General features: G+C 33.4%; 29 protein-coding genes. 4 read left to right on the top strand and 25 right to left on the bottom strand.

Annotated features, from left to right (window positions below):
* Nucleotides 1-25: 25 nt before the first annotated feature.
* The 4 genes from CWO92_RS25305 to CWO92_RS07610 are packed head-to-tail and all read right to left on the bottom strand — an operon-like array spanning nt 26 to nt 2,469.
* On the bottom strand, nt 26-163 hold the full coding sequence (locus CWO92_RS25305) for a hypothetical protein (protein ID WP_158176235.1): 138 nt from the start codon (nt 161-163) through the stop codon (nt 26-28).
* 40 nt (nt 164-203) lie between these two features.
* Nucleotides 204-950 carry an amino acid ABC transporter ATP-binding protein gene (locus CWO92_RS07620; protein ID WP_101353621.1) on the bottom strand — a complete coding sequence of 249 codons (747 nt, stop codon included), beginning with the start codon at nt 948-950 and terminating at the stop codon, nt 204-206.
* Nucleotides 951-963: 13 nt separating this feature from the next.
* A complete protein-coding gene (locus tag CWO92_RS07615) occupies nt 964-1,647 on the bottom strand; it encodes an amino acid ABC transporter permease (protein WP_101353620.1) in 684 nt (227 codons plus the stop codon).
* 15 nt (nt 1,648-1,662) lie between these two features.
* On the bottom strand, nt 1,663-2,469 hold the full coding sequence (locus CWO92_RS07610) for an amino acid ABC transporter substrate-binding protein (RefSeq protein ID WP_302466778.1): 807 nt from the start codon (nt 2,467-2,469) through the stop codon (nt 1,663-1,665).
* A gap of 174 nt (nt 2,470-2,643) precedes the next feature.
* On the opposite strand from CWO92_RS07610, the gene CWO92_RS07605 reads away from it, so the two are divergent.
* A complete protein-coding gene (locus CWO92_RS07605; protein ID WP_101353619.1) occupies nt 2,644-2,838 on the top strand; it encodes a hypothetical protein in 195 nt (64 codons plus the stop codon).
* 208 nt (nt 2,839-3,046) lie between these two features.
* Here CWO92_RS07605 and CWO92_RS07600 read toward each other — a convergent pair whose 3' ends face one another.
* From CWO92_RS07600 to CWO92_RS07590, 3 genes are all read right to left on the bottom strand, one after another.
* Nucleotides 3,047-3,439, bottom strand: coding sequence for a DUF6262 family protein (locus CWO92_RS07600; protein WP_101353618.1), 393 nt, complete (start codon nt 3,437-3,439; stop codon nt 3,047-3,049).
* Between the two features lie 44 nt (nt 3,440-3,483).
* Nucleotides 3,484-4,104, bottom strand: a complete 621-nt coding sequence (locus tag CWO92_RS07595) for a TetR/AcrR family transcriptional regulator (protein WP_101353617.1) — start codon at nt 4,102-4,104, stop codon at nt 3,484-3,486.
* A gap of 243 nt (nt 4,105-4,347) precedes the next feature.
* Entirely contained in the window at nt 4,348-4,689 is a 342-nt protein-coding gene (locus CWO92_RS07590; RefSeq protein WP_101353616.1) for a hypothetical protein, read from the bottom strand.
* A 271-nt stretch (nt 4,690-4,960) separates the two neighbouring features.
* On the opposite strand from CWO92_RS07590, the gene CWO92_RS07585 reads away from it, so the two are divergent.
* Nucleotides 4,961-5,290: a hypothetical protein gene (locus tag CWO92_RS07585; protein ID WP_101353615.1), complete on the top strand. Its 330-nt coding sequence runs from the start codon at nt 4,961-4,963 to the stop codon at nt 5,288-5,290.
* 125 nt (nt 5,291-5,415) lie between these two features.
* Here CWO92_RS07585 and CWO92_RS07580 read toward each other — a convergent pair whose 3' ends face one another.
* A complete protein-coding gene (locus CWO92_RS07580; protein ID WP_101353614.1) occupies nt 5,416-5,835 on the bottom strand; it encodes a GNAT family N-acetyltransferase in 420 nt (139 codons plus the stop codon).
* A gap of 234 nt (nt 5,836-6,069) precedes the next feature.
* On the bottom strand, nt 6,070-6,168 hold the full coding sequence (locus CWO92_RS25970) for a putative holin-like toxin (RefSeq protein ID WP_233269923.1): 99 nt from the start codon (nt 6,166-6,168) through the stop codon (nt 6,070-6,072).
* A gap of 340 nt (nt 6,169-6,508) precedes the next feature.
* Here CWO92_RS25970 and CWO92_RS07575 point away from each other — a divergent pair, with 340 nt between their 5' ends.
* Nucleotides 6,509-6,703 carry a methionine aminopeptidase gene (locus tag CWO92_RS07575; protein WP_101353613.1) on the top strand — a complete coding sequence of 65 codons (195 nt, stop codon included), beginning with the start codon at nt 6,509-6,511 and terminating at the stop codon, nt 6,701-6,703.
* Nucleotides 6,704-6,896: 193 nt separating this feature from the next.
* Here CWO92_RS07575 and CWO92_RS25055 read toward each other — a convergent pair whose 3' ends face one another.
* Entirely contained in the window at nt 6,897-6,995 is a 99-nt protein-coding gene (locus CWO92_RS25055) for a putative holin-like toxin (RefSeq protein ID WP_133120535.1), read from the bottom strand.
* Between the two features lie 240 nt (nt 6,996-7,235).
* Between CWO92_RS25055 and CWO92_RS07570 the strand changes: the two genes are divergently transcribed.
* Nucleotides 7,236-8,072, top strand: a complete 837-nt coding sequence (locus tag CWO92_RS07570; protein ID WP_101353612.1) for an EamA family transporter — start codon at nt 7,236-7,238, stop codon at nt 8,070-8,072.
* Between the two features lie 64 nt (nt 8,073-8,136).
* Here the strand turns inward: CWO92_RS07570 and CWO92_RS07565 are convergent, their stop codons facing one another.
* From CWO92_RS07565 to CWO92_RS07495, 15 genes are read right to left on the bottom strand one after another with little or no spacing between them, the layout of a single operon-like run.
* Nucleotides 8,137-9,210 carry a lipid II:glycine glycyltransferase FemX gene (locus tag CWO92_RS07565; RefSeq protein ID WP_165786632.1) on the bottom strand — a complete coding sequence of 358 codons (1,074 nt, stop codon included), beginning with the start codon at nt 9,208-9,210 and terminating at the stop codon, nt 8,137-8,139.
* A 45-nt stretch (nt 9,211-9,255) separates the two neighbouring features.
* Nucleotides 9,256-10,239: an ATP-grasp domain-containing protein gene (locus tag CWO92_RS07560; protein ID WP_101353610.1), complete on the bottom strand. Its 984-nt coding sequence runs from the start codon at nt 10,237-10,239 to the stop codon at nt 9,256-9,258.
* Between the two features lie 13 nt (nt 10,240-10,252).
* Nucleotides 10,253-11,506: a type III PLP-dependent enzyme domain-containing protein gene (locus CWO92_RS07555; protein ID WP_101353609.1), complete on the bottom strand. Its 1,254-nt coding sequence runs from the start codon at nt 11,504-11,506 to the stop codon at nt 10,253-10,255.
* A 37-nt stretch (nt 11,507-11,543) separates the two neighbouring features.
* Nucleotides 11,544-12,389 carry a GNAT family N-acetyltransferase gene (locus CWO92_RS07550; RefSeq protein WP_101353608.1) on the bottom strand — a complete coding sequence of 282 codons (846 nt, stop codon included), beginning with the start codon at nt 12,387-12,389 and terminating at the stop codon, nt 11,544-11,546.
* 37 nt (nt 12,390-12,426) lie between these two features.
* Entirely contained in the window at nt 12,427-13,341 is a 915-nt protein-coding gene (locus CWO92_RS07545; RefSeq protein WP_101353607.1) for a beta-1,6-N-acetylglucosaminyltransferase, read from the bottom strand.
* A complete protein-coding gene (locus CWO92_RS07540; RefSeq protein ID WP_101353606.1) occupies nt 13,341-14,540 on the bottom strand; it encodes a glycosyltransferase family 4 protein in 1,200 nt (399 codons plus the stop codon). Before CWO92_RS07540 ends, CWO92_RS07545 begins: the two co-directional genes overlap by 1 nt.
* Before the next feature lie 30 nt (nt 14,541-14,570).
* Entirely contained in the window at nt 14,571-16,106 is a 1,536-nt protein-coding gene (gene murJ / locus CWO92_RS07535; protein ID WP_101353605.1) for a murein biosynthesis integral membrane protein MurJ, read from the bottom strand.
* A gap of 8 nt (nt 16,107-16,114) precedes the next feature.
* On the bottom strand, nt 16,115-17,191 hold the full coding sequence (locus CWO92_RS07530) for a protein kinase family protein (RefSeq protein ID WP_165786631.1): 1,077 nt from the start codon (nt 17,189-17,191) through the stop codon (nt 16,115-16,117).
* Nucleotides 17,181-18,500: an O-antigen ligase family protein gene (locus CWO92_RS07525; protein ID WP_165786630.1), complete on the bottom strand. Its 1,320-nt coding sequence runs from the start codon at nt 18,498-18,500 to the stop codon at nt 17,181-17,183. The genes CWO92_RS07530 and CWO92_RS07525 overlap by 11 nt, the downstream gene beginning before the upstream one ends.
* Nucleotides 18,501-18,528: 28 nt before the next feature.
* Entirely contained in the window at nt 18,529-19,293 is a 765-nt protein-coding gene (locus CWO92_RS07520; RefSeq protein ID WP_101353602.1) for a tyrosine-protein phosphatase, read from the bottom strand.
* 36 nt (nt 19,294-19,329) lie between these two features.
* The gene (locus tag CWO92_RS07515; protein WP_101353601.1) at nt 19,330-20,031 is read right to left on the bottom strand and encodes a CpsD/CapB family tyrosine-protein kinase; all 702 of its coding nucleotides are present in this window, start codon (nt 20,029-20,031) and stop codon (nt 19,330-19,332) included.
* Entirely contained in the window at nt 20,006-20,749 is a 744-nt protein-coding gene (locus CWO92_RS07510) for a YveK family protein (RefSeq protein WP_101353600.1), read from the bottom strand. Before CWO92_RS07510 ends, CWO92_RS07515 begins: the two co-directional genes overlap by 26 nt.
* 40 nt (nt 20,750-20,789) lie before the next feature.
* Nucleotides 20,790-21,953: a DegT/DnrJ/EryC1/StrS family aminotransferase gene (locus CWO92_RS07505; RefSeq protein ID WP_437177522.1), complete on the bottom strand. Its 1,164-nt coding sequence runs from the start codon at nt 21,951-21,953 to the stop codon at nt 20,790-20,792.
* Nucleotides 21,954-21,991: 38 nt separating this feature from the next.
* Entirely contained in the window at nt 21,992-22,609 is a 618-nt protein-coding gene (locus CWO92_RS07500) for a sugar transferase (RefSeq protein WP_101353599.1), read from the bottom strand.
* A 24-nt stretch (nt 22,610-22,633) separates the two neighbouring features.
* The gene (locus tag CWO92_RS07495) at nt 22,634-24,460 is read right to left on the bottom strand and encodes a polysaccharide biosynthesis protein (protein ID WP_101353598.1); all 1,827 of its coding nucleotides are present in this window, start codon (nt 24,458-24,460) and stop codon (nt 22,634-22,636) included.
* Nucleotides 24,461-24,777 lie beyond the last annotated feature (317 nt).

Here is a 24,777-nt window from a genome sequence, read left to right as displayed (position 1 = left end):
AGGCAGCGACAATTATACCTAAAAATTAATATTCAATTTCCTCGTAATCTTTTGGCTGTGGCAATGGTTCAGTTGGCATATTTTTCAAAGGTTTATTACTAATGGAGTGAGATTCTTTCTTATCGTTTTTGGATGTTGTGTTTGTTCCAGAAAACTTCTTCATTTTTTATCACCTCAAAGATATTTTTAAAAGCAAGATACAGCTATCTAGAGCTAACCTTATTTAGAAATTGCAGAAGCCTTGGATTTCCAGAGTGATTAAATACTTCATCAGGTGTACCTTTTTCCATGACAATTCCTTGATCCATAAAGATAACTTGATCTGCTACATCTTCAGCAAATTTCATTTCATGTGTCACTATCACCATGGTCATTCCTTCTTTTGCCAAGTCCTTCATGACCTTTAAGACCTCCCCAACAAGCTCTGGGTCTAAGGCAGAAGTTGGTTCATCAAAAAGCAATACTTCTGGATCCATTGCCATTGCACGGGCGATTCCTATACGTTGCTGCTGCCCACCAGAAAGCTGATGGGGGTACATGTTTCCGCGATCTTTTAGTCCAACTTTCTCTAATAAACTTTGAGCCTTCTTACGGGCCACCTCTTTTGAACGCTTTAGAACCACGACTTGTCCTTCCATAATATTTTCAAGGGCTGTTAAATGCGGGAAAAGATTATAATTTTGAAACACCATTCCCGTTTGTTTACGAAATGTCATAATGTCTTTGGTTCTTAACTTTGCGGAAGGAGAAAATTCTATTCTGTTTGAACCAAGTGAAATTTTTCCGCTATCCGGTATCTCTAAAAGATTTAAACAGCGGAGTAAAGTTGTCTTCCCAGATCCTGATGGACCTATAATAACAGCCGTTTTTCCTTTTTCAAGTATTACGTCTATTCCCTTTAAAACCTCAAGGTCATGAAATCTCTTGAAGAGTTTTTCAATCGTAATCATGTTGGATCCTCCATTATTTTGCTATGCTACGATTATAACGTTTTTCGAGTGCTGATTGAAAATAGGATAAAATCGTGCTGAAAATTAGATAAATAAAAGCTACTTCAATATATAACCATAATGGCTCATAAGTTGCAGCAGCAATTTGCTGGCCTTTTTGAAACATTTCGGTTACGGTAATGGTTGCAGCCAAGGAGGTATCCTTAACCAGACTGATAAACGAATTGCCTAATGGAGGAACAGAAACACGCATTGCTTGAGGTAAAACAATTCGTTTCATTGCTTGTGATTTCGTCATTCCAATTGAGTAGGCTGCCTCCCACTGACCTTTGGGTATGGACAGTATAGACGCTCTGAAAATCTCGGAAGCATAAGCACCAACATTTAAAGTAAATCCGATGATTGCTGCTGGAAAAGGGGTTAAAGTAATTCCTATACTAGGAAATCCGTAAAACAAGATAAACAATTGAACAATTAATGGTGTGCCACGAAAAATCCAAACATACACACGCGCTAAGTAATTCAATATTTTCATCTCTGAAATTCTTGCAATCGCCGTTAAAAACGCTAATATCAATCCTAAAATAAACGTGATTAAAGTTAATGGAATCGTAAAGTATAAGCCGGCCTCTAATATCGGAAAAAAGGAATCGCGCAGGATTCCTATAATATGTTCTGAACGATCACTAGTAAACATTTGCTCTCCAATCCTTTACTTCGAAACGTCTGTCCCAAACCATTTTTTTGAAATTTTTAAATAAGTGCCATCCTTTTTCATATCTGCAAGAGCCTTATTTACAGCGTCAACCAATTCTTTATTTCCTTTACGAAATAAAAAGGCATTGCTTGTTGCTTTTTTCTCCTCATATACCTCTTTAATTGGTAAATCAGGACGATGCTTTTTTAGGTCGAGATAGGAAAGGCTATCATTAATCGTTGCGTCAATTCGTTTAGATGTAATGAGGTCAACGGCTTGATTAAATCCATCCACTACTGTATTTGTTGCACCATGACTCTCTGCAATTTTCCGATAATTACTATCTAATGATTGTCCCACTTTTTTTCCTTTTAAATCATCTAACGTTTTTATTGTGTTGTTATCTTTGCGAACAATCAGCACTGCTTTTGATACAATATATGGGTCAGACATATCATATTTTTTTAAACGATCCGATCTAACGGCGACCTCATTTGCAACCATGTCATAACGTTTTGCATCAAGGCCGGCAATCATTCCGTCCCATTTTGTTTCGATATACTTTGGCTTAATTTTTAATCTTTTAAATACTTCGTTAGCAATATCAATATCAAAACCAGTAAGCTTTCCGGCACTATCATGGTACGTAAAAGGAGCATAGGTTCCTTCTGTCCCAATCGTTATAACCCCTTTTTTTTGGATGTTTTGATAAAGCGTATTCTTACCATCTTTATCACTTCCGGTATTGCGGCTTGCTGTACTACAAGCTGAAAGTAAGACTAGTAAAACCATAAACATAGCGAATAGTGTATACCTTCTCAAGATGATTCCCCCAATATGATAATTGGCTAATTATTAATAAATCAGCTTTCTGATTATCTTTTCCTCTCCATTAAAATGTATGCAAGTCTTGTTACTGAATCAAAAACCCTTTTATCCGGAGAACCATCACCACTTAAAAGATTGTACATATATTAATACAAGGAGGTGGATAAGATGAATCTGCAATATTTCTATGCAATCCTATCTGGATTTGCTTTAATTATCCTTCCAACATTAGTATCAACTTCAATCATTCCTGCAACTTTAGCAACAGTTTTAATGGTGGTTGGCGCAATTATTGTTATTTTATTCTCTGCTGTTTTAATTGTCAGAGCATTAATAGAACTATTTGGTAACAGGTTAAAATAATTATCATCTTTCGTTAATAGAATTTACATTTTTAAGGAGCGCAAAGTTGACATAACATATTTATGTACAATCCGTGTGCTCCCCTTTTCCCATAAAAAGAGCCATCCTAAATGGCTGCTTTCCTTAATGTTTATCTATAAAATACATGACATTATCTAAAGAATGACGCAAAAAAAGAGGAATAAGCTATAACCTTATCCCTCCCTATCTATGACATAGAGTTTTGATATTTTTCAAGGCGTTTAGATACTTGATGTAATTCCTCTTTTAATTCACTATTTTCTTCTTCTAAGAGCTTAATTCTTTTCTTTAAGGAAGAAATCATGACACCTTTGTACCTCTCTTCTTTTTCTCGTTTAATTTGTAGAAGAGATGGCAAAGACGTATTCTGTAATCTCATTTTCTCTATTAATTCTCTTATTTCCGTATTTTTATATAGAGTTGCTTTACTGACACCAGATGTTTTGGAAATGCTATTAAAATTAACCTTCTCGTTACGGTCCATCAATAAATCAATAGCTTTCTTTACTTTTTGTATCGTTCTTTTTCTTTTTAGTTCATGAACTTGCTTTAAATGTTCATTAATATTTTTTGTACTCACTACCTCCACCCGCTTTCTAATTTTTAACGTTTACTGAACGGTAATTAGTCGCGTTTCAATATTAAGGAAAAGATCATAGCTTCTGTTTGTCTAAATATCTCACAGTAAGGATATTCATTGCCTATTACCGCATAATCCAAACAAATACCATCTATATATGTCCAAAAGAGCGTGGCAATAACGGATGAGTCAAAATCATGTTTAAATTCACCATTTGCTTTGCCCTCGTCAAGAATTTCCTTCACAAAACGTATGTAAACATTTTGATACCTTTCCAGCATAATGCTGCGAATTTCCTTCTTACGAGAGGTTGAAAGCCAAAATTCGCCATGTACAAGTGTTAAATTTTTAAATGCTTCTGTTAAGGATACTTCTCGATATGTTTTTAAAAGGAATTGAAGTTTTTCAGTTGCAGTGGTAATAGTTAAAAATGCTTCTTTAAAGTATTCAAAGTTTTCCCTTGTTTGTTCATTCATTAGCTGTATGTATATATCTTCTTTTGTTTTAAAGTAATTATAGATGGACCCTTTGCTCATTCCTGATCTTGCACAAATATCATCAATAGTTGCTAATTCGAAACCTTTTTCAGCAAAGCATTTTAGCGCACTTTCTAAAATTAATTTCTTGCGATTCACTTTGTATTCTTCTGACACAATTGGTGGCATGATTTTCCTCCAAACTATCTCAAATTCAATTGTTTTATTAAAATGACCAGTCAGTTTATTTAAGAAGCTCGTATATTAACAAAATATTCAACGTAATGAGACATACATGAATGTTCTTTCAATTTTTAATGGTTTACTCTATTAAAATCTTTTCTATAATTTAATCATAAATGGAAAATCTTATATTTTCAAGAATTTTTTATTTTTTTTGAGTAGAGGGAATAACGAATTAGTTTGAAAGTATTAATTGTCCAGTTTTGTTGCCCTTTTTCTTTTCATTACAATCATTTTTATCACATACCAACATGCCAAATAGAATACCATTACATTTATAACAGACAATGCAAAGTTACCAAGCAAAATTTGGGTAACATGCTCTAAAGGGTTCTGCATCGTTAACCTTAATGGAAAATCTTCACGAGCAGGAATGATGTTGCTTGTTTGTTCAATAAATGGAAATGGAAATCCAAATTTCAATACTTTTAGTTCACTAAAACTAGTTACTTTTACAGGAATTAAAAATGGAGATAGTAAAACAATAATTAAACTGATGAAAAAAGTCCAGAGCATCAACCTTCTATTCATGAAGTCCCCCTTCGCAACCCATGCGATTTTTCTATAATATTGTTTCTAAATATTTATATTGAAAATTTCTTTTCGTTCTAATTTGAGTGAAACTTTATACGTAGAAAACCTTTCATTATATTAGACTTTCCAAAGAAGGAAAAAGTTTCAAAAAAATGAGCTTTTTATTAAAAATAATTAGAAAACAAATATGAGGAATCTATTCATAAATACTAGTTTTACTCCATACATTTGTGGTAATCAGAAATTTGAACTGCAAAAGGAGTGCAAAATGAAAAAAATAATAGGGAAATGTTTGTTATTATTGCTGTTAATTTTCTGTCTGTTTGCCATGCTAATCTACCATCCGATACAACCATATGAGAAAGTCACCATCGTAGAAAAATACTATTCTTCCAAACCTACGGAAAAACTTACTGGAATTAAAACAAAGAAAAAGCTTTCTCTTTCTACTAATGAAAAGTCGGAAACATGCGCAATGGGATTTAATAATAATAAAGTGGTTATAATGGACTGCCAACTCTTTTTAAACTATAACATTGGTGAAAAAGTGAAAATAAAATATAAAAATAGCAAATTAATAGATATAAGAAGAAAATAATGGATCAAAATTTTCATCAAAAAGGGAATTTACAGGAGTACCAAAGTAAGGTTTCCTGTTCATCCCCTTTTTCCATCTTATTTCCTATGACAATATATTCGCATACACATACAAATATCCCATAATCATTCTAAATATTCTTGAGCAAGACCAGAATTTAAATACCTAGCCATTCCGGTTTTTACTTTTTTGAATCCCATCTTTTTATAAAAGGGTTCATTACCAGTGGTGGAAATTAAGTGAATACACGAAATTCCCTCAAGCTTTCTTAATAAATGAGCCATTATATGTTTGGCAATTCCTAATCCTTGAAAATCTTTATGTACAACAATGTCATAAATGGCTGCATTAAATACTCCATCTGTAAGAGCTCTTCCAAATCCCACAATTCGCTTATCAGTTCTAACAATAACCACAGCATTGCTAGCTTGGAAAACCGTTTGAATTTTTTCTTCCGTATGTTTTTTCCATCCAACAGACTGATAAACTTGTCTCATTTCATCCCAGTCAATATTCGTTAGATCTTCTTGATAAATTAGCTTCATAGCTATCCCTCGTCTTTTTTTATAAAAATATTACAATATTACATGTTTATTTGAATATAAAAATTTTATTGTATATAATGATTTTAATGAAATATAATAAAAAAGGTAAGCGTTCTAAGGGCTAAAAAAAAGGAACAGTGGCTCCCAACCACAGTTCCTGACACAGTAACCGCAAGATGAGCAGTGGCCCGTTAATCGAGGTAACCTACCCAACTTTTTGGCCTGCAGGGTGGGTTATTTCTTTTTAGTGATGGCAAGAACAACCGAAATCACTGTTAGTATTAATGAACCAAACATAATCATTAATGATAACGCCTGGTAAGTCGTAATCAACAGTGATCCCCCCTTTCGAAAAAAGGAAGTAACCACTCCCCACCCCGCCAACTGTGTTATATTAAATTATAGCACATCCACCCATTTTTTCGGAAAATTCTTACAAAAATAATTCGTAATACCTACATGTATCTCTATAATCAACACTTCTTATAAATCATGCTGAATCATTTTACTTAAGCATATTTCGTAATGATTGCTTTTTTTATGACCATTTTCACCTGCATTAATGACTATTACTCCATATATTATAAAAACCAGGGATTGGGTAATACTAAGAAATGCATAAAACTTAAAACCTTATATTCTTCATAGGTCATAAATATATGGAGGTGATAGGATGGGATTATTAAACTCCTTTTCTAATTGGAGAGCTGAGAGATATGAAAAGCATCGTTCTTCGATGGAAGCATTGGGGAAATGTCCAGACTGTAAAGGAAGAGGATTCGTGCCGGCTCTTACTGCTTACACAATGCCAATAGATTGTCCGGGCTGTAATGGAAGCGGTTTATATTCCGATTGGTCAGCGGAATAAGCAAAATCGTCCATGAATCTTCATAGAATTATTTGCTTACAAAAATCAAATTGTATATAATATTAGTAACAGAATAAAATAAAAAGGAACATTGACTGCGAATCAATGTTCCGTAGCATAGCTACTGCAAGAAGTGCAGTGGCCCGGAGAAGATGCGAATAACTCACCCAAACCATGGCCTAGGCAGGGTGGGTTATTTCCGTTTTACCAGAGAAATAACTACTGCAATCACTGCTACGATTAATGAGCCGAAAGTGACCATTAATGATAATGCTTCGTATACTGTGACCATCAGTGCATCACCCCCCTTCTAAAAGGAGTGACCACTGCCCACCCTACATGACTATGCTAAATCTAGTATAGCACAAATGTTCGTAAAATATAATAGTCCAATAAAAATGAATCAATATGCCTATTTCTTCTTTTTTCAAAATTATCTATCTACACGCGAAATTTCTGACAAAATTACTTCATAATGTGCTAGAATAATAGAGTTAAAATTGCATATTACTAAGAAAGAAGCGTAGTCATCGTGTGGATTCTAGCAGCATTAACAACTAGTATAGGTTTTGGAGTCAACAATACCATTTTTAAATGGAGTTCCACCAAACATCTCTCGAAGGTACAGATCCAGTTTTTCTTTTATTTTATGGCGTTCCTTCTTACCTTTTGTTATGGATCTGTTTCTAACAGCTTTCATCCAAGTGTACTATCCATCTTCTTAGGCAGCTTTATCGGTATTTTAAATGCAAATGGAAATATTCAAATGTCGCGTGCTTTTGAAAAAGGTCCAGCAAGTTTAACATCGCCAATAATTGCTGTTAATACTATCATACCGATATTATGTGCTGCACTAATATTTAAGGAACAGATCCATTTAATGCAGTGGATTGGTATTATCTGTATGTTATGCGCTGTATTTGTCATTCAATACACACCAAAATACCATTCCAACACAAATTACGTAGCATGGATGTTTCGCGTGCTGCTTTCCATTTTGTCCTTTGGTATCTTAGGAATCTTAATGAAAACAACCACTTATCTGCATATTCATTCACTGGATATTCTTGTTTCCATGTATGGCGGAGGCTCTCTTTATTTAGGAATTCATATGTTGATTGTTAAAGAAAAAATTGCATTTCCAGAAATTAAAACAGGTATTATCATAGGAATTATTAGTGTAATTGGCTACAGCTGTTATTTTTACGCATTAAACAAGGGCTTAGGGAGTATTGTTTTTCCAATTGTCAGCTTAAACTGCTTAGTGGTAGTATTAGCTGGATGTTACATATATAAAGAATCTTTAAAATCCTATCAAATTGTTGGGGTAATCGTTGCATTAGTTGGGATAGTGCTGACGAAAATTTGATGAAATGAAAAAAGAAGGAACGAATATCGTTTCTTCTTTTTAGATAGCAGACTCTTCTATCATACTATATTTTATTACGGTATTCTGGAAAGAAGGCTGGGTTCGACTCTTGATGATAGTATTTTTCCCATTTTCTAATTAGAGATGTATACTTTGCAGAATTATGCACTTTTTTTCCAATATAAAAATGTAATGTCCCTAATGGATTGAAACGATGCTTAAACTGAAAAAGGGAGTCTCTTCCAACATGTCCCCCACCAAGATGAAAAACAGTTAAACCATTTCGTTTCCCCCAAATTGCAATATTATGCAAGAGAAAAGTGTTAGAGCCGAGACTTAAAAATTCTTGTTCAGAGCAGCCCAAGTGATAATGCAAAGAATGTTCATCATAAAGACAAAATGCCGCTGCTATCAACATTCCATTATAATAAACAGCCCCGATTATGGAACGATGGAAAAATTCCTTCACTAATTGTTTTAAATAATCTAAAGAAAAGTAGGAATAAGACGTAGCTTTCACCTTGTCCATTGTTTTTTGATACATATCATAGAATTTATCTATGATTAAATAGGATTCTTCATTTTGAAAAACCCTGAATATCAGCTGATTTTTAATTGCTTTATTTATATTCCTTTTATGATTTTTATGATATATATTGAAAATTTCGTTTTCCCCTTTTGATAAATCAACTAAAATGGTTTCTCTATCATATGTTACATCCATTAAGTTTTCTAAAAAGGTTTGATTTTGATAAATAGGATGAAATCGGATAAATTCGCAAATAATATTTTCCTTTTTGCAATAGTTTTCAAATTCTCGTCTAAAATCAATTAATAATTGCTTATTAATTTTATTATACAATGGACCCCCGTATCCGTAAGTAGGAGTAATAATATCATATAATTCCGAATCTATTTCTCCCTTCAAAAAATCCAATTTATGGATATTTCTCCTTAAAAATACATAGCAAAGCTTATTCCCTCTCTCATCTTCATAGAAAAATAAAAAAGGTTCACCATCTCCCGTATAATGATTCATCATACAATAAGAATGATAATAAAAAATATCTTTTATCTTAATTTGTGATAGTTTTTCTTCCCACAGTTTCTTATCCTGATACGATATTACTTCATACATGCAGTATTCACTCCCCATCAACCGTTCTTTTCAAAAAATAATTTCCTATTGTGAAATGTTGACTATTGATGGAAGAACCATAATATCATCAAATTTTATCATGACGGCCCCTTCTGAATAGGTGGACGCCATCACCTTATTCGGTTTTCCCAATAAATTGTTTATAATATTTTTCACAAAATTATGTCCCATTTCATGGGCATGCGGATATCCTCCTCCAAATCGCGGATTTATTTCTGATACGAGGTATCCTTTATCTGTTTTAAAACAGTCAATATCAATGGGACCAATAGGTTTTAAATGTTGGATTACTTTTGCTATCAATTTGCTGAGCTCTTCATCCAACACAGAGATAGATTTATCTGTTTCGCCTGCCCTCATTTTTAATTTGCGTTTACAAAAAAGGTTAGTGGTTTGAGAACTTACAAAATCAATATATCCATCTATTCCATATTCTTCACCACTAATGAAAGGTTGGATCACATGACTATTGTTATCTAACCAAAGTGTTTCCAATTCCTTAAGCGATTGAATAACTGTCATTCCAAGACTAGCACTTCCATATCTAGGTTTACTAATTAATGGGAACGCAAGTTTGTGATTTTGTAATTCTTCTACAATTTCATCCTTTTTAATATAGGTAGGTACAAAAGGTAAAGCATGATTTTTTAAAAATTGAAAGGTACGATATTTGTCGAGACAAAGATCTACAACCTCTTTATTAGATACAATGATTTTTATATTTTCGTTAAAAAACTGCGTTTTATGATTGGCTAAAATGCTTAATTCTGGATCGATGAGACTTAATATAGCATGTACATGATGTTTCTTACAGATGTCTAAAAGTGTCTTTATATAATCAGGATGAGTAATTTGCGGAACAGTTTCAGCGTAATCCGCAAAGGAAAAAGCCGGTGCTGTTGCATCGCAATCAACAGCAATCAATTTTCCCCCAATACGATGGAGCTCTTCCTTAAAATACTGCATTAATTTAACTCGTCTGCCGGCACTGCTAATTAAAATATTCATTCAATCCCCTCCTCTAGGAAAACAAATATAAATTTTCATGAAAAAATTCATTTAAAGTTTCCCTTTTTCGAACTTCTAAATACGAATTTCCATCAAATGCTACAACAGCAGGGCGTTCTTTAATAAAAGGAGGATTAAATACAATGGTATATGCACCAACGTTCTCAAATAAAATATAATCATTTTGCGTAGGAGGCTTGCCTGCAACCTCGTAAGCAAGGTAATCCTTTTCCATACATGTATATCCAACTATATGAAAAAGACCGTTTTCTGGATTGTCCTCCTTACTATAAAAAATTTGCATAGGGAGATTACGTTTATGCATAGTAGGCTTAATATTGTGAACACTTCCATCTACTACTACAAAAAACTGTTCAGCGATTTTTTTCGTTTCCATTACCTTTGCAATGAAAGTAAAAACATTAGCAACTAATGATATTCCTGGCTCCACTATTAAAAATGGCCTTTTTTCCTCGATGAGAAATTCGCTGTTAAGAACCTTGCAAATTGCGCATGCATATTCATCAAAAGTGGGAGCAGTGATGGCAAATTCTGGAGGTAATTCCCCATAAAACCCGCCGCCGATATCAATGTATTCAAGATTTCCCTTTATATACTTTTTAGCGATCCTACATAACTCTTTTGTAATGGTAATATAGGTCTCAACCTTCCTCTCATTTGTAGAGAAATGTCCATGGAGACCAGTAACAGTAATATTTTCAACTTGTGACAGTTTTTTTAGTGCATACTCGAAATCCCCATTGGCAACACAGATTCCGAATCTACTGTTTTTATAGCCTTCTTGAAGTACATTTTTATTAGATTGAGAAATATCAAAATTAACCCTTATGCCAAGTTTTACATGTTGAAGTGGATTCTCCATACAATAAGTTATAATATGGTCTATCTCATAAAGTGAATCAATATTTAACAAACTTCCATTATCCAGAGCCACTTTAATAGCCTCGAATGATTTTATTGGACCATTAAAAATAATTCTCTTTGGATTAACCCCAATCTTTATTGCTAAATCATATTCTAATTTGGAAACAACCTCCGAATAAGCACCCAATTTATCCATTTCCTTACATAAATAAGGAATATAATTCGTTTTATAGGAATAGCCAATAATCAATTTTGGATATCTTTTTTTAAACGCTGTATGTAGTTTTTGATAATTATCATGTAATTTATTTACATCGAATAAAAAAAAGGATGACCCAAATTGATTGCTTAAGCTTTCGATTTGGTTAAAAGATAGATTCATACATTCACCACTTTCTATGTCATGGATAAAAAATAATTCAATAAAGCATAGATGCACTCGTCTTATGCTTAACGAGTTTACTAAATCTATATTCGGGGCTCCGTCTCCACTTAAAAAACAAATAGAATAGACCAATCTTTCCCATTAATCCGTTTGCTTTAAATGTTCTGACATCATATGCAACAGTTGGCCCAAATTCTAATTTAAATGTATTAACATTTTTCCCCCTTTTATCATGGTTACCTAAAACTTTCCCACCAAAGTTATACCATTCACATCCTTTACTCTTGAAGCTTTGTATATCTTTCCAATGAAGGAGTCTATTAGCCCTGCCTATCAAATTCGAAGTAGAAGAGTTAATATGAGTGAAGCGTTGAGATGCGGAGTAAATTAAATAACTTTGCAAATCATCAATATGGTAAACGTGATAGCAAAGGACTTGACCATTATGATCTGTAATATAGGAAATAATAAGGGCGTTTTGGTCTCGAAGTGCTTTTAATTTATTCATGTCACAAACTCGAATCCCTTTTTCTTTCGCAAATGGATTAAAAAATAGTTGGAATTTCTCTAATTCCTCATTTGTTGGATTCGTGAGCTCATAATAATGTAACGAATCCCTTTTCATTGCACGATTAATTTTATATCTGGTATTCTTGTGAATGGCGCTATAAATCTCTTGTTCCGTCTGTTTTAAATCAATAATGTAGTTTGGAATTAATAAATGAAACGAAAATTTACCACTCTTTTTATTGTCCAGTGGAGAAAACAAAAGCTCTTGATGAATGCTGATATCATATTTTTGATTGCTAGGATGTACAGATATTGACCCAAAAATTTCGCAAATTTTAAAGATATTTCTTTTATAATATAAAGTTAGCATCCTATCTAACCTCCTGAACTTAAAATGATTTAACGGTTCACTTAGAATGGATAAAACATTCTCCACATATTTTGTTAACAAAATAATCAATTACATTTTTATCAATTGATTCATCGAACTTTCTTGCAAAGAACTGTTTCGAATCTTCTATTAAAGCTACATCATCGGATGTAAGGTAAACAGGAGAATTTCGTTCGCTTAACCTTGTTCCCATTCTTAAATATAATAGATTATCTTTTACTATGTTCGATTTAAAGGGAGAATTCATTAGTAACGTATGAAAAAACCATTCATCAGGCGTATATGTCTTTTCGAAATAGCGATAATACCATTGGTTGTTTTCTAAAAAGCTGATAATATATTGTGCTGCTTCAAACGAAATCGTAAACCATTGAGATCCGCAATAGAGCTCAAAATCCCGTGGCCAATAATTCGAATTTGGAAAGAGTTTAATGCCTTTATCGAATAAAAATTTAATGGATCTTCTGTACATCCTAAATGGGTGGGAAGTTGTATATCTTTTCCTCGTTATTTTTGGCCAGTTTAGCAGCATAGCTCCTTTATTCTTATTGGTGATATCGATAAAGTTCAAGAATATCTTACCTTTATTTTTTTGCAAAAAATCATAAAAGCCATTTCTCACTAATAAGTCTTGGCCGCTCCTTAAGCAAACAAAGTCGTAGTTTTTGTTCTGAGATAAGACTTCCTTTAATAATAACAGTGTCGTATCAACCTGACTTATATCCCCCCATTCACAAACAATGCTTTGTTTTATGATCTTCACATTTGGCCTCTTTATGATAGTATGGTGAATTTGATCATATTGCCTTCTATCAATATGAATAAATACATCTGCATGTTGATCCACAGTAAGCTGTTGAATAAATTGATTTACTTGATTAGGATTTTTATGAATTTGCAAAATATATGCAATACAGGAATCCTTAGTCATTATTCCCTGCTCCTTCCTGTTATCCAAGCTTTTTGAGGCGAAATATATTTATTCGTAATCACTTTATTATGTGGGGAAAATAGATCATCATATATTTCTTCCATTTCTAAGAGTATGCTTTCTATACTATAAGCCTGTATTCTATCGAGATTATTTTTGGAAAAATAGGTTTTCATATTATTAGACATATATATTTTTTCAATGGCACTGGCGCATGCAACATCGTCATCTATCCCGACAACAATACCGTTATAATGGTCGGTAATTAGATCTCGATTCCCTCTGCTATTCGTGACAACTATCGGCAAGCCTGTAGCCATCGCCTCCATAATATTGACCGGCAAACCTTCCTGTCTGGAAGTAGAAACAGCCAGATCCGATAAAGCTAGAAGCTTATCTATATCCTTTCGATATCCTAAAAATTCTACCTTTTTTTCTAATTGATAATAAGAAACCAGCTCTTTATAGTCCTTGAACATCTCTCCATCCCCAACAAGCAATAGCTTTATGGAATGAATTCTTTCTGTTAGTCTCGAAATGGCTTTAATCAGTAAATCTTGATGTTTACGGTGGCTTAGTTCGGCTACATATATAACAATAAAGTCATCGGAATGATATTGATATTCGGACCTTAATGCTAATTTTTCCTCCAAGGTTATCGGGAAATATTTGTCTAAATCAATCCCAACACCATGGACCTTATGGTAAGAAGATTTAGACCTTAATGTTAATTTTTTACTATACTCATAATCCTCATCATTCATAGTAATTAAAACATCTGTCCACCTAGCAGCTATTTTTTCTAATGTATTATAAATTAGCCAATTTTTCTTGGGTGCACCTTTAAAAAAATGAAAACCATGTGAAGTGTAAACCATTGTAATTCCCCTTATATTACGGCATGCCATTCGCGTCAGGAAAGATGCAATCGGAGTATGAACATGCACCATTTCATAGGCGCCATTCATGACAATTTGTTTTATGATTTTTAAGGCCGTCAAGTTTTCGATTTTGAGGGGATTTCTTTGAAAGGGAACAGAGTAAATCGTACATCCAAGTTCCACTATTTCATCATTTATATCTTCCGCATAATTAGCTGCGACACTAACCTCATTTCCTTGCTTGATTAACCATTTAATATGCGGTATTAAAAATGCATTAATGGTTCCTGAGACCGTAGAAACTATTAAGATTTTCATTTAAATTCCTCCTCTCCGTAAGTTCATACCTTATGCCGTTTTCTTTACAAAAGATTTCTTCAATTTTCCCTTTAATAGTAAAACAATCATGTCCATTTCTCTTACCTTCAACAGAAACAATATCGCTATGTAAATCAATCCTCCTATCATAACGGAAAGGCAAAAGGTAACAATAGGGCCGGTTTTTGTTATGAGTAAATCATAAATATATTTGCTTATCCCTCCCATCACGATAGCGGCAATGATGATCTTAATAAAAGAAATAGAAAGCTTTTTTAAACCTAGATTTCCTAACTTTTTCCTCAGACTCACTAATAACAACAGAGAGCAAAAGGTAGTAGAAATACTGGTAGCCAATGCGATGCCGCCAATACCCAATATTCTGGATAAAATGAGATTCAAAATAATATTTAGAGACATTGCAAGACCAGCATTAATCATTGGTGTTTTCGTATCCTGTAAGGCGTAAAAGGCATTCGATAAATTTTCTCTGTGACTTAAACCAATGATGCCAATCGAATAAAAAAACAGAGCATAGGATGTCATATCTATTGCGTGAGCATCAAATTGGCCTCTTCCATAAAGTAACTCCACAATAGGCCTCGCAAAGAACATACATCCTATGGCAGCTGGAACTACTAAAATATTGATTATATTAATGGCATTTGAAAACATCGATTTCATGTGATCTATTTTATCTTCCGCAATCAATTTTGATATATTCGGATATAGAACGGTACTTATGGAGAGTACAAATACTCCAATAATTACAACGCTTAATGTATTAGCATAATCTAATGCCGTTATTCCCCCGTTAGTAATTTGGGATGCAAGGGTACGATCGATTAATAAATTAACTTGTGCAACAGATGTTCCAACTATAGCAGGCAAAGCTAAAACTGCCATTTTCCTTATATTTTCATCCTTATAATCTAGCATGAATTTATATCGATATTGATTTTTGTAACTGAAAATAAATAAAAGCAAGAGCTGAGAAAAAGTAGATACTAAAATTCCGATGGATAAAACATAAAGATTGCTATAGGAACTTAAAAAAATAGCGCCAATTGTAATAATATTGGCGGGCAGTCCCATGATGGCAGGAATAATAAACGCTCCCTTAATTTGCAAGAAAGCTAAATATACATAGATTAAAGCAGTAAAATATACACTAGCAAGCGATATTTTTGTAAATTGAATCGTTAGTGCAAGTGTCTCTCCTTCAAAACCAGATGCAAACAACTTTACGATGGTTTCAGTGAAGAAAAATCCTATTAGAAAGATGATTGTCGAAATAACCAGTAATAAATTAATCAGATTATTGGTATATAAAGATGCTTTTTCCGTTCCATTTTTGTTTTCTATACGGGTATACATGGGAATATAGCCAACAGATATCCCCTTTCCGACAATGGAAAAAATAATACCTGGTATGGTTAAGGAGATTAAATAGATATCACTGATACTTGATGCTCCGTAAAAATAGGATAAAGTGATGTCCCTTGCAAATCCTAATATTTTGGAGATAATCGTTACGAACATTAATATAATCACGGTTTTTTTCATCGTATCGCCTACTGACTCATCATTTTATATATTGGCTCGGTACCTTCTTTCTTAATGGTAGCGATTGTTTTTTTGAACCGATGAATAAATTGATGCCTTTCACTTTTGTGTAAAGGCTGTACTCGTTCTTTGTAAAAATTCAAAAAGAAAATATATAAATACCCGAGGCGATGTTCCTTTTGAAAGGTTAAATCAAATATGGCAAATATCTTTTCAAAATAAATATCCATTTCCCCACGAACATATTTATTAAGGTAAAATTCATTATGATTAACATAAACCTCAAGCCACATTAAATTGAAAAAATCATAAAAAAATAAATATTCATTGGAATACTCCCAATCAATAACATAAATTTGATTAGAATCCTTCTTTATCAGCATGATATTTGCTGTCCAAAGGTCTCCATGCAGCTTTAAGCATGGATACTTCATATTTAATAACATCGGATGTATTTCATCGATGAACCATTGTATTTCATAAGATTCCCTATCAGAAGGGAGGAAAGAACTCAGCTTATTGTATAGCACGTTTTCCCGTTTTTTGCAGGCATGAAAATAATGGATATACTTTTTGAAAATTTCATCTATAATGTAACACTTATCATGTTCATCCCACTCACTATATTGTTGAAATTGAATTAATTCCTCTATTACGGAAAGATTTTCTTCATCCTTCGATAGTATTTTAGGAAGAGGGAAGAATTCCTGGAAATACTCATAATTTTTAAGCGTGGAATAAAAGTCGCTTCTTGTTGCAAATAGGTTTAAAACTTTTTGATGATCAAAGTCGAATATTCTGCTGTCACTATATCCCGTTATACTTCTTACTGGTCTGTAGACGGATCCTGAAAAGTTATCTAGGTGATGATGAAAATTGGAAATTCTAATTTTATGATTAAATAATATTTTTCGTAATAATAGAATGAAAAGCCTTATAAAGACCTGATTATAATTTTGTTGGAAAATTTGATTAGCCTTATGGGCAGTGTAATGATCACTGCGTGCAATGAATTTAATGCTATTATCATATGCGTATATACCTGCCGACATAAATTTCTGATATTTATAGAAGTTATACATCATATTCCTTTTCCTTTTGATATATAGGTAAAATCGTTTGAACATCTTTGTCCCCCGCATTATCAACCGAATAATTCCGTTCTAAAGAAGATACTAACGCACCTAACACTAACCAAAGTATCCTTGCATTATTTAATGAGATAGCTAATGATCCTAATAAAAGAATGATAATGATATCTCTTAATATGCTATTTGTATTGTTACTTCCACCAGATGTAGTTGCCTTCCAAAGGACGGTCAGCACATATAGAAAAAAGATAAATGCAAGAGGCAATCCCCATTCGGAAGATAATTGCAAAAACGTATTATGGGAAATATGATTCTCATAAAATAATTCATTTGCTACATTAGAATAGGTGCCAATTCCAATGCCAATTACCGGTGAAAGCTGAATAAGGCGTAAAGCCACCTCCCAAGTAACGGTTCTGCCTGATCCATTTTCCGAAAACGCTCCGCTAAAGTCTGTAAAGAGCAGTTGTATTCTTGAAAATGAAGGCACGACCTTACTTAAATACTGGAAAATAAAATCTAAAGATGTTAATACTACAGGTATGCAGACAAGCAAACATCCAACAACTATCAATTGTCCGCCTATAACGTGCATTTTTTTTCTCTTTTTAAAAATGTACTCACAAAGACGAAATGCTAAATACCCAATAAAAGTTAATATACCTGTTTTAGAACCTGATATTAGTACAGAAAAAATGAAAAGAAAAAAGGCAGCTACTTTATACCGCATTTTCATTTCAGATCTGCTAAAGTAAACAAAAGCAGATATTTGAAGAACAGAAAAATAATTTGGATCAATCATCAGTCCACGGAATCTTGTGCTATCGAAATATAAAAGATTAGTAAAAAAATGAATATGAAAAAGCGTAAATACGCCCCCTAATGCACCAATTAAAATTCCAGAAACGGAAAACCATTTGATCGTTTTTATCACTAACCTTTTTTTAACAAGATTGTATCCTGTGATAAAGTATATAAAAATGGCAACAAGTTTTAAGTAATCATTTACTATCGATATAGCTGAAGGATTGTACATTACAATAGATGGTATAAAAAAAACCGCAGATAATAAGACAATTATGGATACGATTAGAAAAAAAATCATCGGTGCTACTGGTAAGCTTGCTTCCTTATTAATCATCATTATGAGAATAAGAACAAAACAAAAAATATCTGAAAAAGATAAATTAATTCCAAATAATACTTGTGACTGATGCAATAATATTGCCATGATGATTAATGTAACATTAAATACATGCGTATTTCGACCATTATTTAAATTGGCTACTAATGAATCATTCAACTTAACAAACACCATCCTTTTTTGCCAGCTATTTCATAAAAGATTTGATTCCTCTCTTTATTGGGACAGGATGTGCAGTCAAGATTGGTTTACCATGTAGGAGAGCTTCTGTATTTGTTTGTAAAGTTAGTGTTCGTTGGAGACCGAAAGTTTTTGTTATGATTTTATATGCCTCATTTAGTAAAAATCGTCTTTTCGTACAGTTATGTGCATCAGATGCCACGAAATGGACTAATTGATGTTTTAATAATTTTTCTGTATATATTCGGATTTTTTTTCCGAAGGAGCCAGTTATACTACCTGCTGTTATCTGAATGAGTGCTCCTTCTTGCACTAATTCGAATATTAATTCAGGACGGTGCAGCAGGATGCTATTTCTTTCCGGATGCACTATGATTGGAACAATTCTTTGTAATAACAGCTCGTAGATAATTTCATGTGTATTATGCGGGAAATCATTGGATGGTAGCTCTAGTAATAAGTATTTCCCCCCATCGTTCAAAGTCAATATTTCGCCCTTATCTATGGAGGAGAAGATATCGTGATGAATTCTGACCTCTTGTCCAGGATGTATGTGAATCGGGAGCTTTTCACCAACTAAGTAAGCATTTAGCTCCTGTACTTTTAACAGAATATCCGATTTCGGATTTAGAAATCGCCCATTTTTATGATGAGGAGTGGCAAAAACATGGGTTATCCCATTATTCATTGCGTTATGCAACATTTCTCTGGATTGAAAAAAATCAGTTGGTCCGTCATCTATAGGCAATATATGGTTATGGATATCAATCAAAACCAATCGCCTCCCTATATGAAACTATTTCTTACATTATGGTCCATATTGATAATAATCCTCTCCCTTTTTTTGCTCGATGCCATTCATGACAACACCAATTAAACGTGCATTGGCATGGAGTAGAATATTCTTCGATTTCAAAGCGGCATCCTTTTTTGTTTTTCCACTGGAAACCACCAAAATGACACCATCACATTTATTGGCTAATATTTGTGCATCCGTAACAGCGAGGATAGGCGGTGAATCGATTACGACACAATCAAACCAGTCTTGAAGCTGATATAAAATCATTTCCATCGCCTTTGATTCTATTAATTCCGATGGATTTGGCGGTATTTTTCCACTCGTTAATATTTCTAAATTTTCAATATGTGTTTTTAATATGGCGCTTTCTAAGCTGATTTCCTTCGTTAAGACATTCGTTAATCCATGTAAGTTACTGGTATTAAAGGTATAATGTATAGTTGGTTTTCTAAGATCTGAATCTACTAAAATAACTCTTTTTCCTTGTTGGGCAAGTACAATTGCTAAATTTGCAGAAGTGGTGCTTTTTCCATCCCCAGGTTCAGGTGAGGTAACAACGATTGTTTTTATCTCCTTATCCACAGAGGAAAATTGAATGTTATTTTTTAATAAGCGGTATTGTTCCGTGATATACGATTGAGGTTTATAATAGGCAATTAATTTTATGTCCTTCTTTTTAGGATTCCTATGCTTTAGAGGCAATTGTCTCATCTCCTGATTTGCGTTTTGCTGACTTAATTTTTCTTTCTAATAATTTGTTTTCTATTTTTGGTATCGTACCGACTAATGTAACACCAAGAACATCAATAATATCTTCCTCATTTTTTAAAGTATTGTCTAATATTTCCATCAATAACGCTAACCCGCTTCCAAACATAAATCCTACTAATATACCAATGGTAATATTCAATACTTTGTTTGGTTTAATAGGAATCGGATTTTGCTTTAACTCGGCTTTTGCAAGTATACTGACATTGTCCACTTTCATAATCGTTTGAATATCACGTTGGAATGTTTCTGAAATATTATTTGCAATTTCCACTGCCTGCTGTGCGTTATGATTTTGTACAACAAGCGTAAATACTTGTGAATTTTGCTGGCTAGTAATGTTTATATTTTTATTAAGATTTTCTATGGTCGTGTTGAGCTGCAAATTATGAATGACCTTTTCCAAAATGATTGGGCTTTTAATAATATCTCTATACGTATCAATTAAATCAACATTGCTCTGAAGGAATGTGGTGTCCGTTTGATTACTTGAATTTCTTTCATTTACTAAGATTTGTGTGGAAGACTGATAAACAGGTGCTAAAATAAAATAGGAAAGAATGCCACTGATAGCAGCCGCAAGTAAGGTAGAGAGCGCAATTAATAGCCAACGTTTTTTTAAAATAGTCATTAAATCTGATACTTTAATCGTTTTATTCATATGAACCTCCATTTTTCCCCTGTACTTACAGCTTTTTATCTTAATGTGAATGACAAAGTAGCCGTTCTATGCAATTTATCACTCTATTCTGATCTACCTCTGTCATACTTGTACCTGAAGGTAAGCAAATACCTGTTGAAAATATTTTTTCTGATATGCTCACATCTTTATGATGCGGATAATATGGAATGTTTTTGAACAGTGGCTGTAAATGAAGCGGCTTCCAAATTGGTCTTGCTTCTATATTTTCCTTCTCGAATGCTTTTAAGATCTCTTCTACGGTAACACCCGCTTGATTTTCATTAATAGTCAAGGTTGTCAACCATCTATTGGAAAAACTATCCTTTAATTCTTTCAAAAAAGAGATGCAGGAAAACTTCTTTAATTCTTTTTCGTAAGTTTGAAATATTTCCCTTTTACGGCGAATACGTTCATCTAATACTTCTAATTGCCCGCGGCCAATTCCGGCTAGAACATTACTCAGCCGATAATTGAATCCCAATTTGCTATGTTGGTAATGAATAGCTGGATCCCTTGCTTGAGTAGCTAAGAATCGAGCTTTGTTTAATGCTTCTTGATGATTGGATACAAGCATTCCTCCACCCGATGTGGTAATTATTTTATTTCCGTTAAACGAGAATATTCCATACTCTCCAAATGTTCCGCTAAACTTTCCTTTATATTTGGATCCTAACGATTCCGCTGCATCTTCAATAATAGGTACCTGATATGCATTGCATATTGATTGAAGTTCGTCCATTTTAGCGGATTGTCCATAAAGCTGGACGATTATAACCGCTTTTGGAAGCTTGCCTTTCCTATCTGCATCTTCGAATGCTTTTTTTAAAGCAACAGGAGACATATTCCAAGAATTTGGTTCAGAGTCTATAAAAACAGGCTCGGCTCCTTGATATAAAATGGGATTCGCACTTGCAACAAAGGTTAGAGTAGAACAAAATACAGTATCCCCTCTTTTAACCTCTAATAAAGAAAGGGCTAAGTGAATAGCTGCAGTTCCCGAGCTTACCGCGACCGCCCCCTTTGTACCAATATAATTTGCGAATTCTTTTTCAAATTCATCTACATTAAAACCCAGTGGTGCAATCCAATTAGAATCGAATGCTTCTTGAATATACTTCATTTCCTTTCCACTCATATGTGGAGCGGAAAGATAGATACGCTTATTTTTTGTTATATTTATCAATTAACACACCTCGGTTAATAGGGTTTTCACTATAACATTTATAAACCATTATTCTCTTTCTCCAGTTCAAAGTTTCCTTGAAACTTTTCCATCGTTACATGGTTATTTTGTGAAACACCTTCTTTTTTGAGTACCTTTTTGATTGTTAACCATAAAATTTTAAAATCAAGATATAAGGAACGGTGGTGAACATACCAAACATCAAGCTCAAATTTTTCTTCCCAACTGAGGGTATTTCTTCCGTTTACTTGTGCCCATCCCGTAATCCCAGGCTTTACTAAATGTCTTTTTGCTTGTTCTCGCGTATATAGTGGGAGGTATTCCATTAATAATGGTCTTGGCCCGACTAAGCTTAAATCACCTTTTAGTACATTATAAAGCTGTGGAAGTTCATCAAGACTATACTTTCGAAGAAATGCTCCAAATGGAGTTAAACGCTGTTCATCAGGAAGAATTTGTCCATACTTATCCTTTTCGTCCGTCATACTTCGAAATTTATATAGATTAAAAGGTTTTTCAAATAATCCAGGGCGCTCCTGTTTAAAAAGAATTGGTGATCCTAATTTAAGTCGGACTAAAAAACCAATTAATAGAATAATGGGTAGCAATATAATAAGCAGCACGGATGACAATAATATATCTATTATTCTTTTCAAATCATCACTTCCAACAAATTCTATTTATAATGATGCCTGCAATAATGACTGATCCATATGCTTGCTGTTGGCTAGATCTATTAGTTGTCTTTTTAATTCTTTCTTATCGATGTATAAAAAGTTGTCCATAATCTCCTCAATCTCATTAATATAAATAGTGGATGTCTTTCCTATATATATATTGGGATATATCTGCTGTTCATACACTTCCTCTTTTTGCAGCAATTCCTCATAGAGCTTTTCACCAGCTCTTATTCCGGTGAATTTAATTTCTATTTCATCTTCGTTGTATCCGGAAAGCTTTATCAAATTTTTGGCTAAGTCGACTATTTTTACTGGTTCTCCCATATCTAGAACAAATATTTCTCCGCCATTGGAGAGGCATCCTGCTTGGATCACTAATCTGGATGCTTCAGGAATCGTCATAAAATAACGAACCATATCAGGATGTGTTACCGTTACCGGTCCGCCACTTTCAATCTGCTTTTTAAACAAAGGGATTACGCTACCCCTGCTTCCTAATACATTTCCGAATCTTACCGCAACAAACTTTGTCTGGCTGACTGTATCAAAATATTGAATCATCATCTCGGCAAGTCTTTTAGTCGCTCCCATCACACTTGTCGGATTAACAGCCTTATCAGTAGAAATCATGACAAAGGTCTCGACTTGATTCGTACTTGCAGCCTTTGCAAGATTGACCGTTCCTATTAAATTATTACTAACAGCTTCTTCCGGAAATTCCTCCATTAAAGGTACATGCTTGTGTGCAGCAGCGTGGTAAACAACATCCGGCTTATAAGTATTCATGATTGACATCAATTTATTTAAATCTTTAAGATCACCGATGACCGGTATATATTCAATATTTGAATGAGAAAAATGATTCTGTAATTCTAGGTTTATGTTATAAATACTATTTTCCCCATGACCGAGTAATATTAATTTTTTGGGGGCAAAGTTTGAAATTTGCCTGCAAATTTCTGAACCAATGGAACCGCCAGCTCCTGTTACTAAAATAGTTTTATCCTTAACGTAACCAGAAATGCTTTCTATATTTAATTCGATTGGATCTCGGCCCAATAAATCCTCCACCTTCACATCACGAAATTGAGTAATAGATACCTTTCCAGTTATTAAATCTTCTATCATAGGCAGAAATTGGGTTTTTGCCTTTGTTTTAACACATTCGTTAAAAATTAAATTTAACTCCTTTCTTTTCAGCGAGGGAATAGCTACTATGATATGATCAATATTTTTCGTCTTTGCAATACTTTCAATTTCCGATACCTTACCTAAAACAGGAATACCTAAAATATCAAGATGAAGCTTTCTTCTATCGTCATCAATAAAACCTACAGGAACCAAATCTGTCTCATTTGATTGTTTTAATTGTCGTGCCACCATTATTCCTGCAGATCCGGCTCCAATTATCAAAGTTCTTTTCTTGTTTTGCTCTTTATTAAGAACAGAAATCCCTATAATTCTCCAGCAAAATCTTGATCCGCCTATCAGCAATATATTTAGTAGCCATGTAACGACAAGAACACGAAAATAGATATCATGATTAATTAATTGCTGAACCAGTCCTGCAGTAATAATGGAAAAGCTAACAGATTTGAAAATAATTAATAATTCTCCTATACTCGCATATTCCCAGGCTTTTTTGTAGAGTTTAAATTTTAAGGAAAAAAAATGATGGCTTACTAGCAAAACAATCGAACTTACTATAATCGGTGCAGTAACAACATAAAATGATGCAGTTACCAAAAATCTGCTAACGAAAATGGCAGTCAGTACGATAATTGAGTCCATAACAGCAAATAATGACATTCTTTGACGATAAGTCAATTGTTAATCCTCCTTCTGCATATATCTTTTCCATTACTATCTATCTCAATAAAAAAATAATGATACGATTCTTCTAGTAGAGTCGTATCATTATTTTTTTATTGATTAGGGCATTAAACCCCCCCTCACATCACACTATCGACGACTTGCGTCTAAGGTATACATGACCCACAGCATGACCGAGTGTCTCCATTTGATAATGGTTAGGAGGCATCACCGTAAAAATATATATTTTAATTATATTTTTATTATTCTTTATTAAGAACAATATAGGAAAAAATATTCATAATAAATATTTGCATCTTATATTAAGGGTA

Origin of the sequence: Heyndrickxia camelliae, assembly GCF_002844575.1 — a bacterium.
Lineage (GTDB): Bacteria > Bacillota > Bacilli > Bacillales > Bacillaceae_C > Margalitia > Margalitia camelliae.
This window is presented reverse-complemented; position numbering and strand designations above follow the sequence as displayed.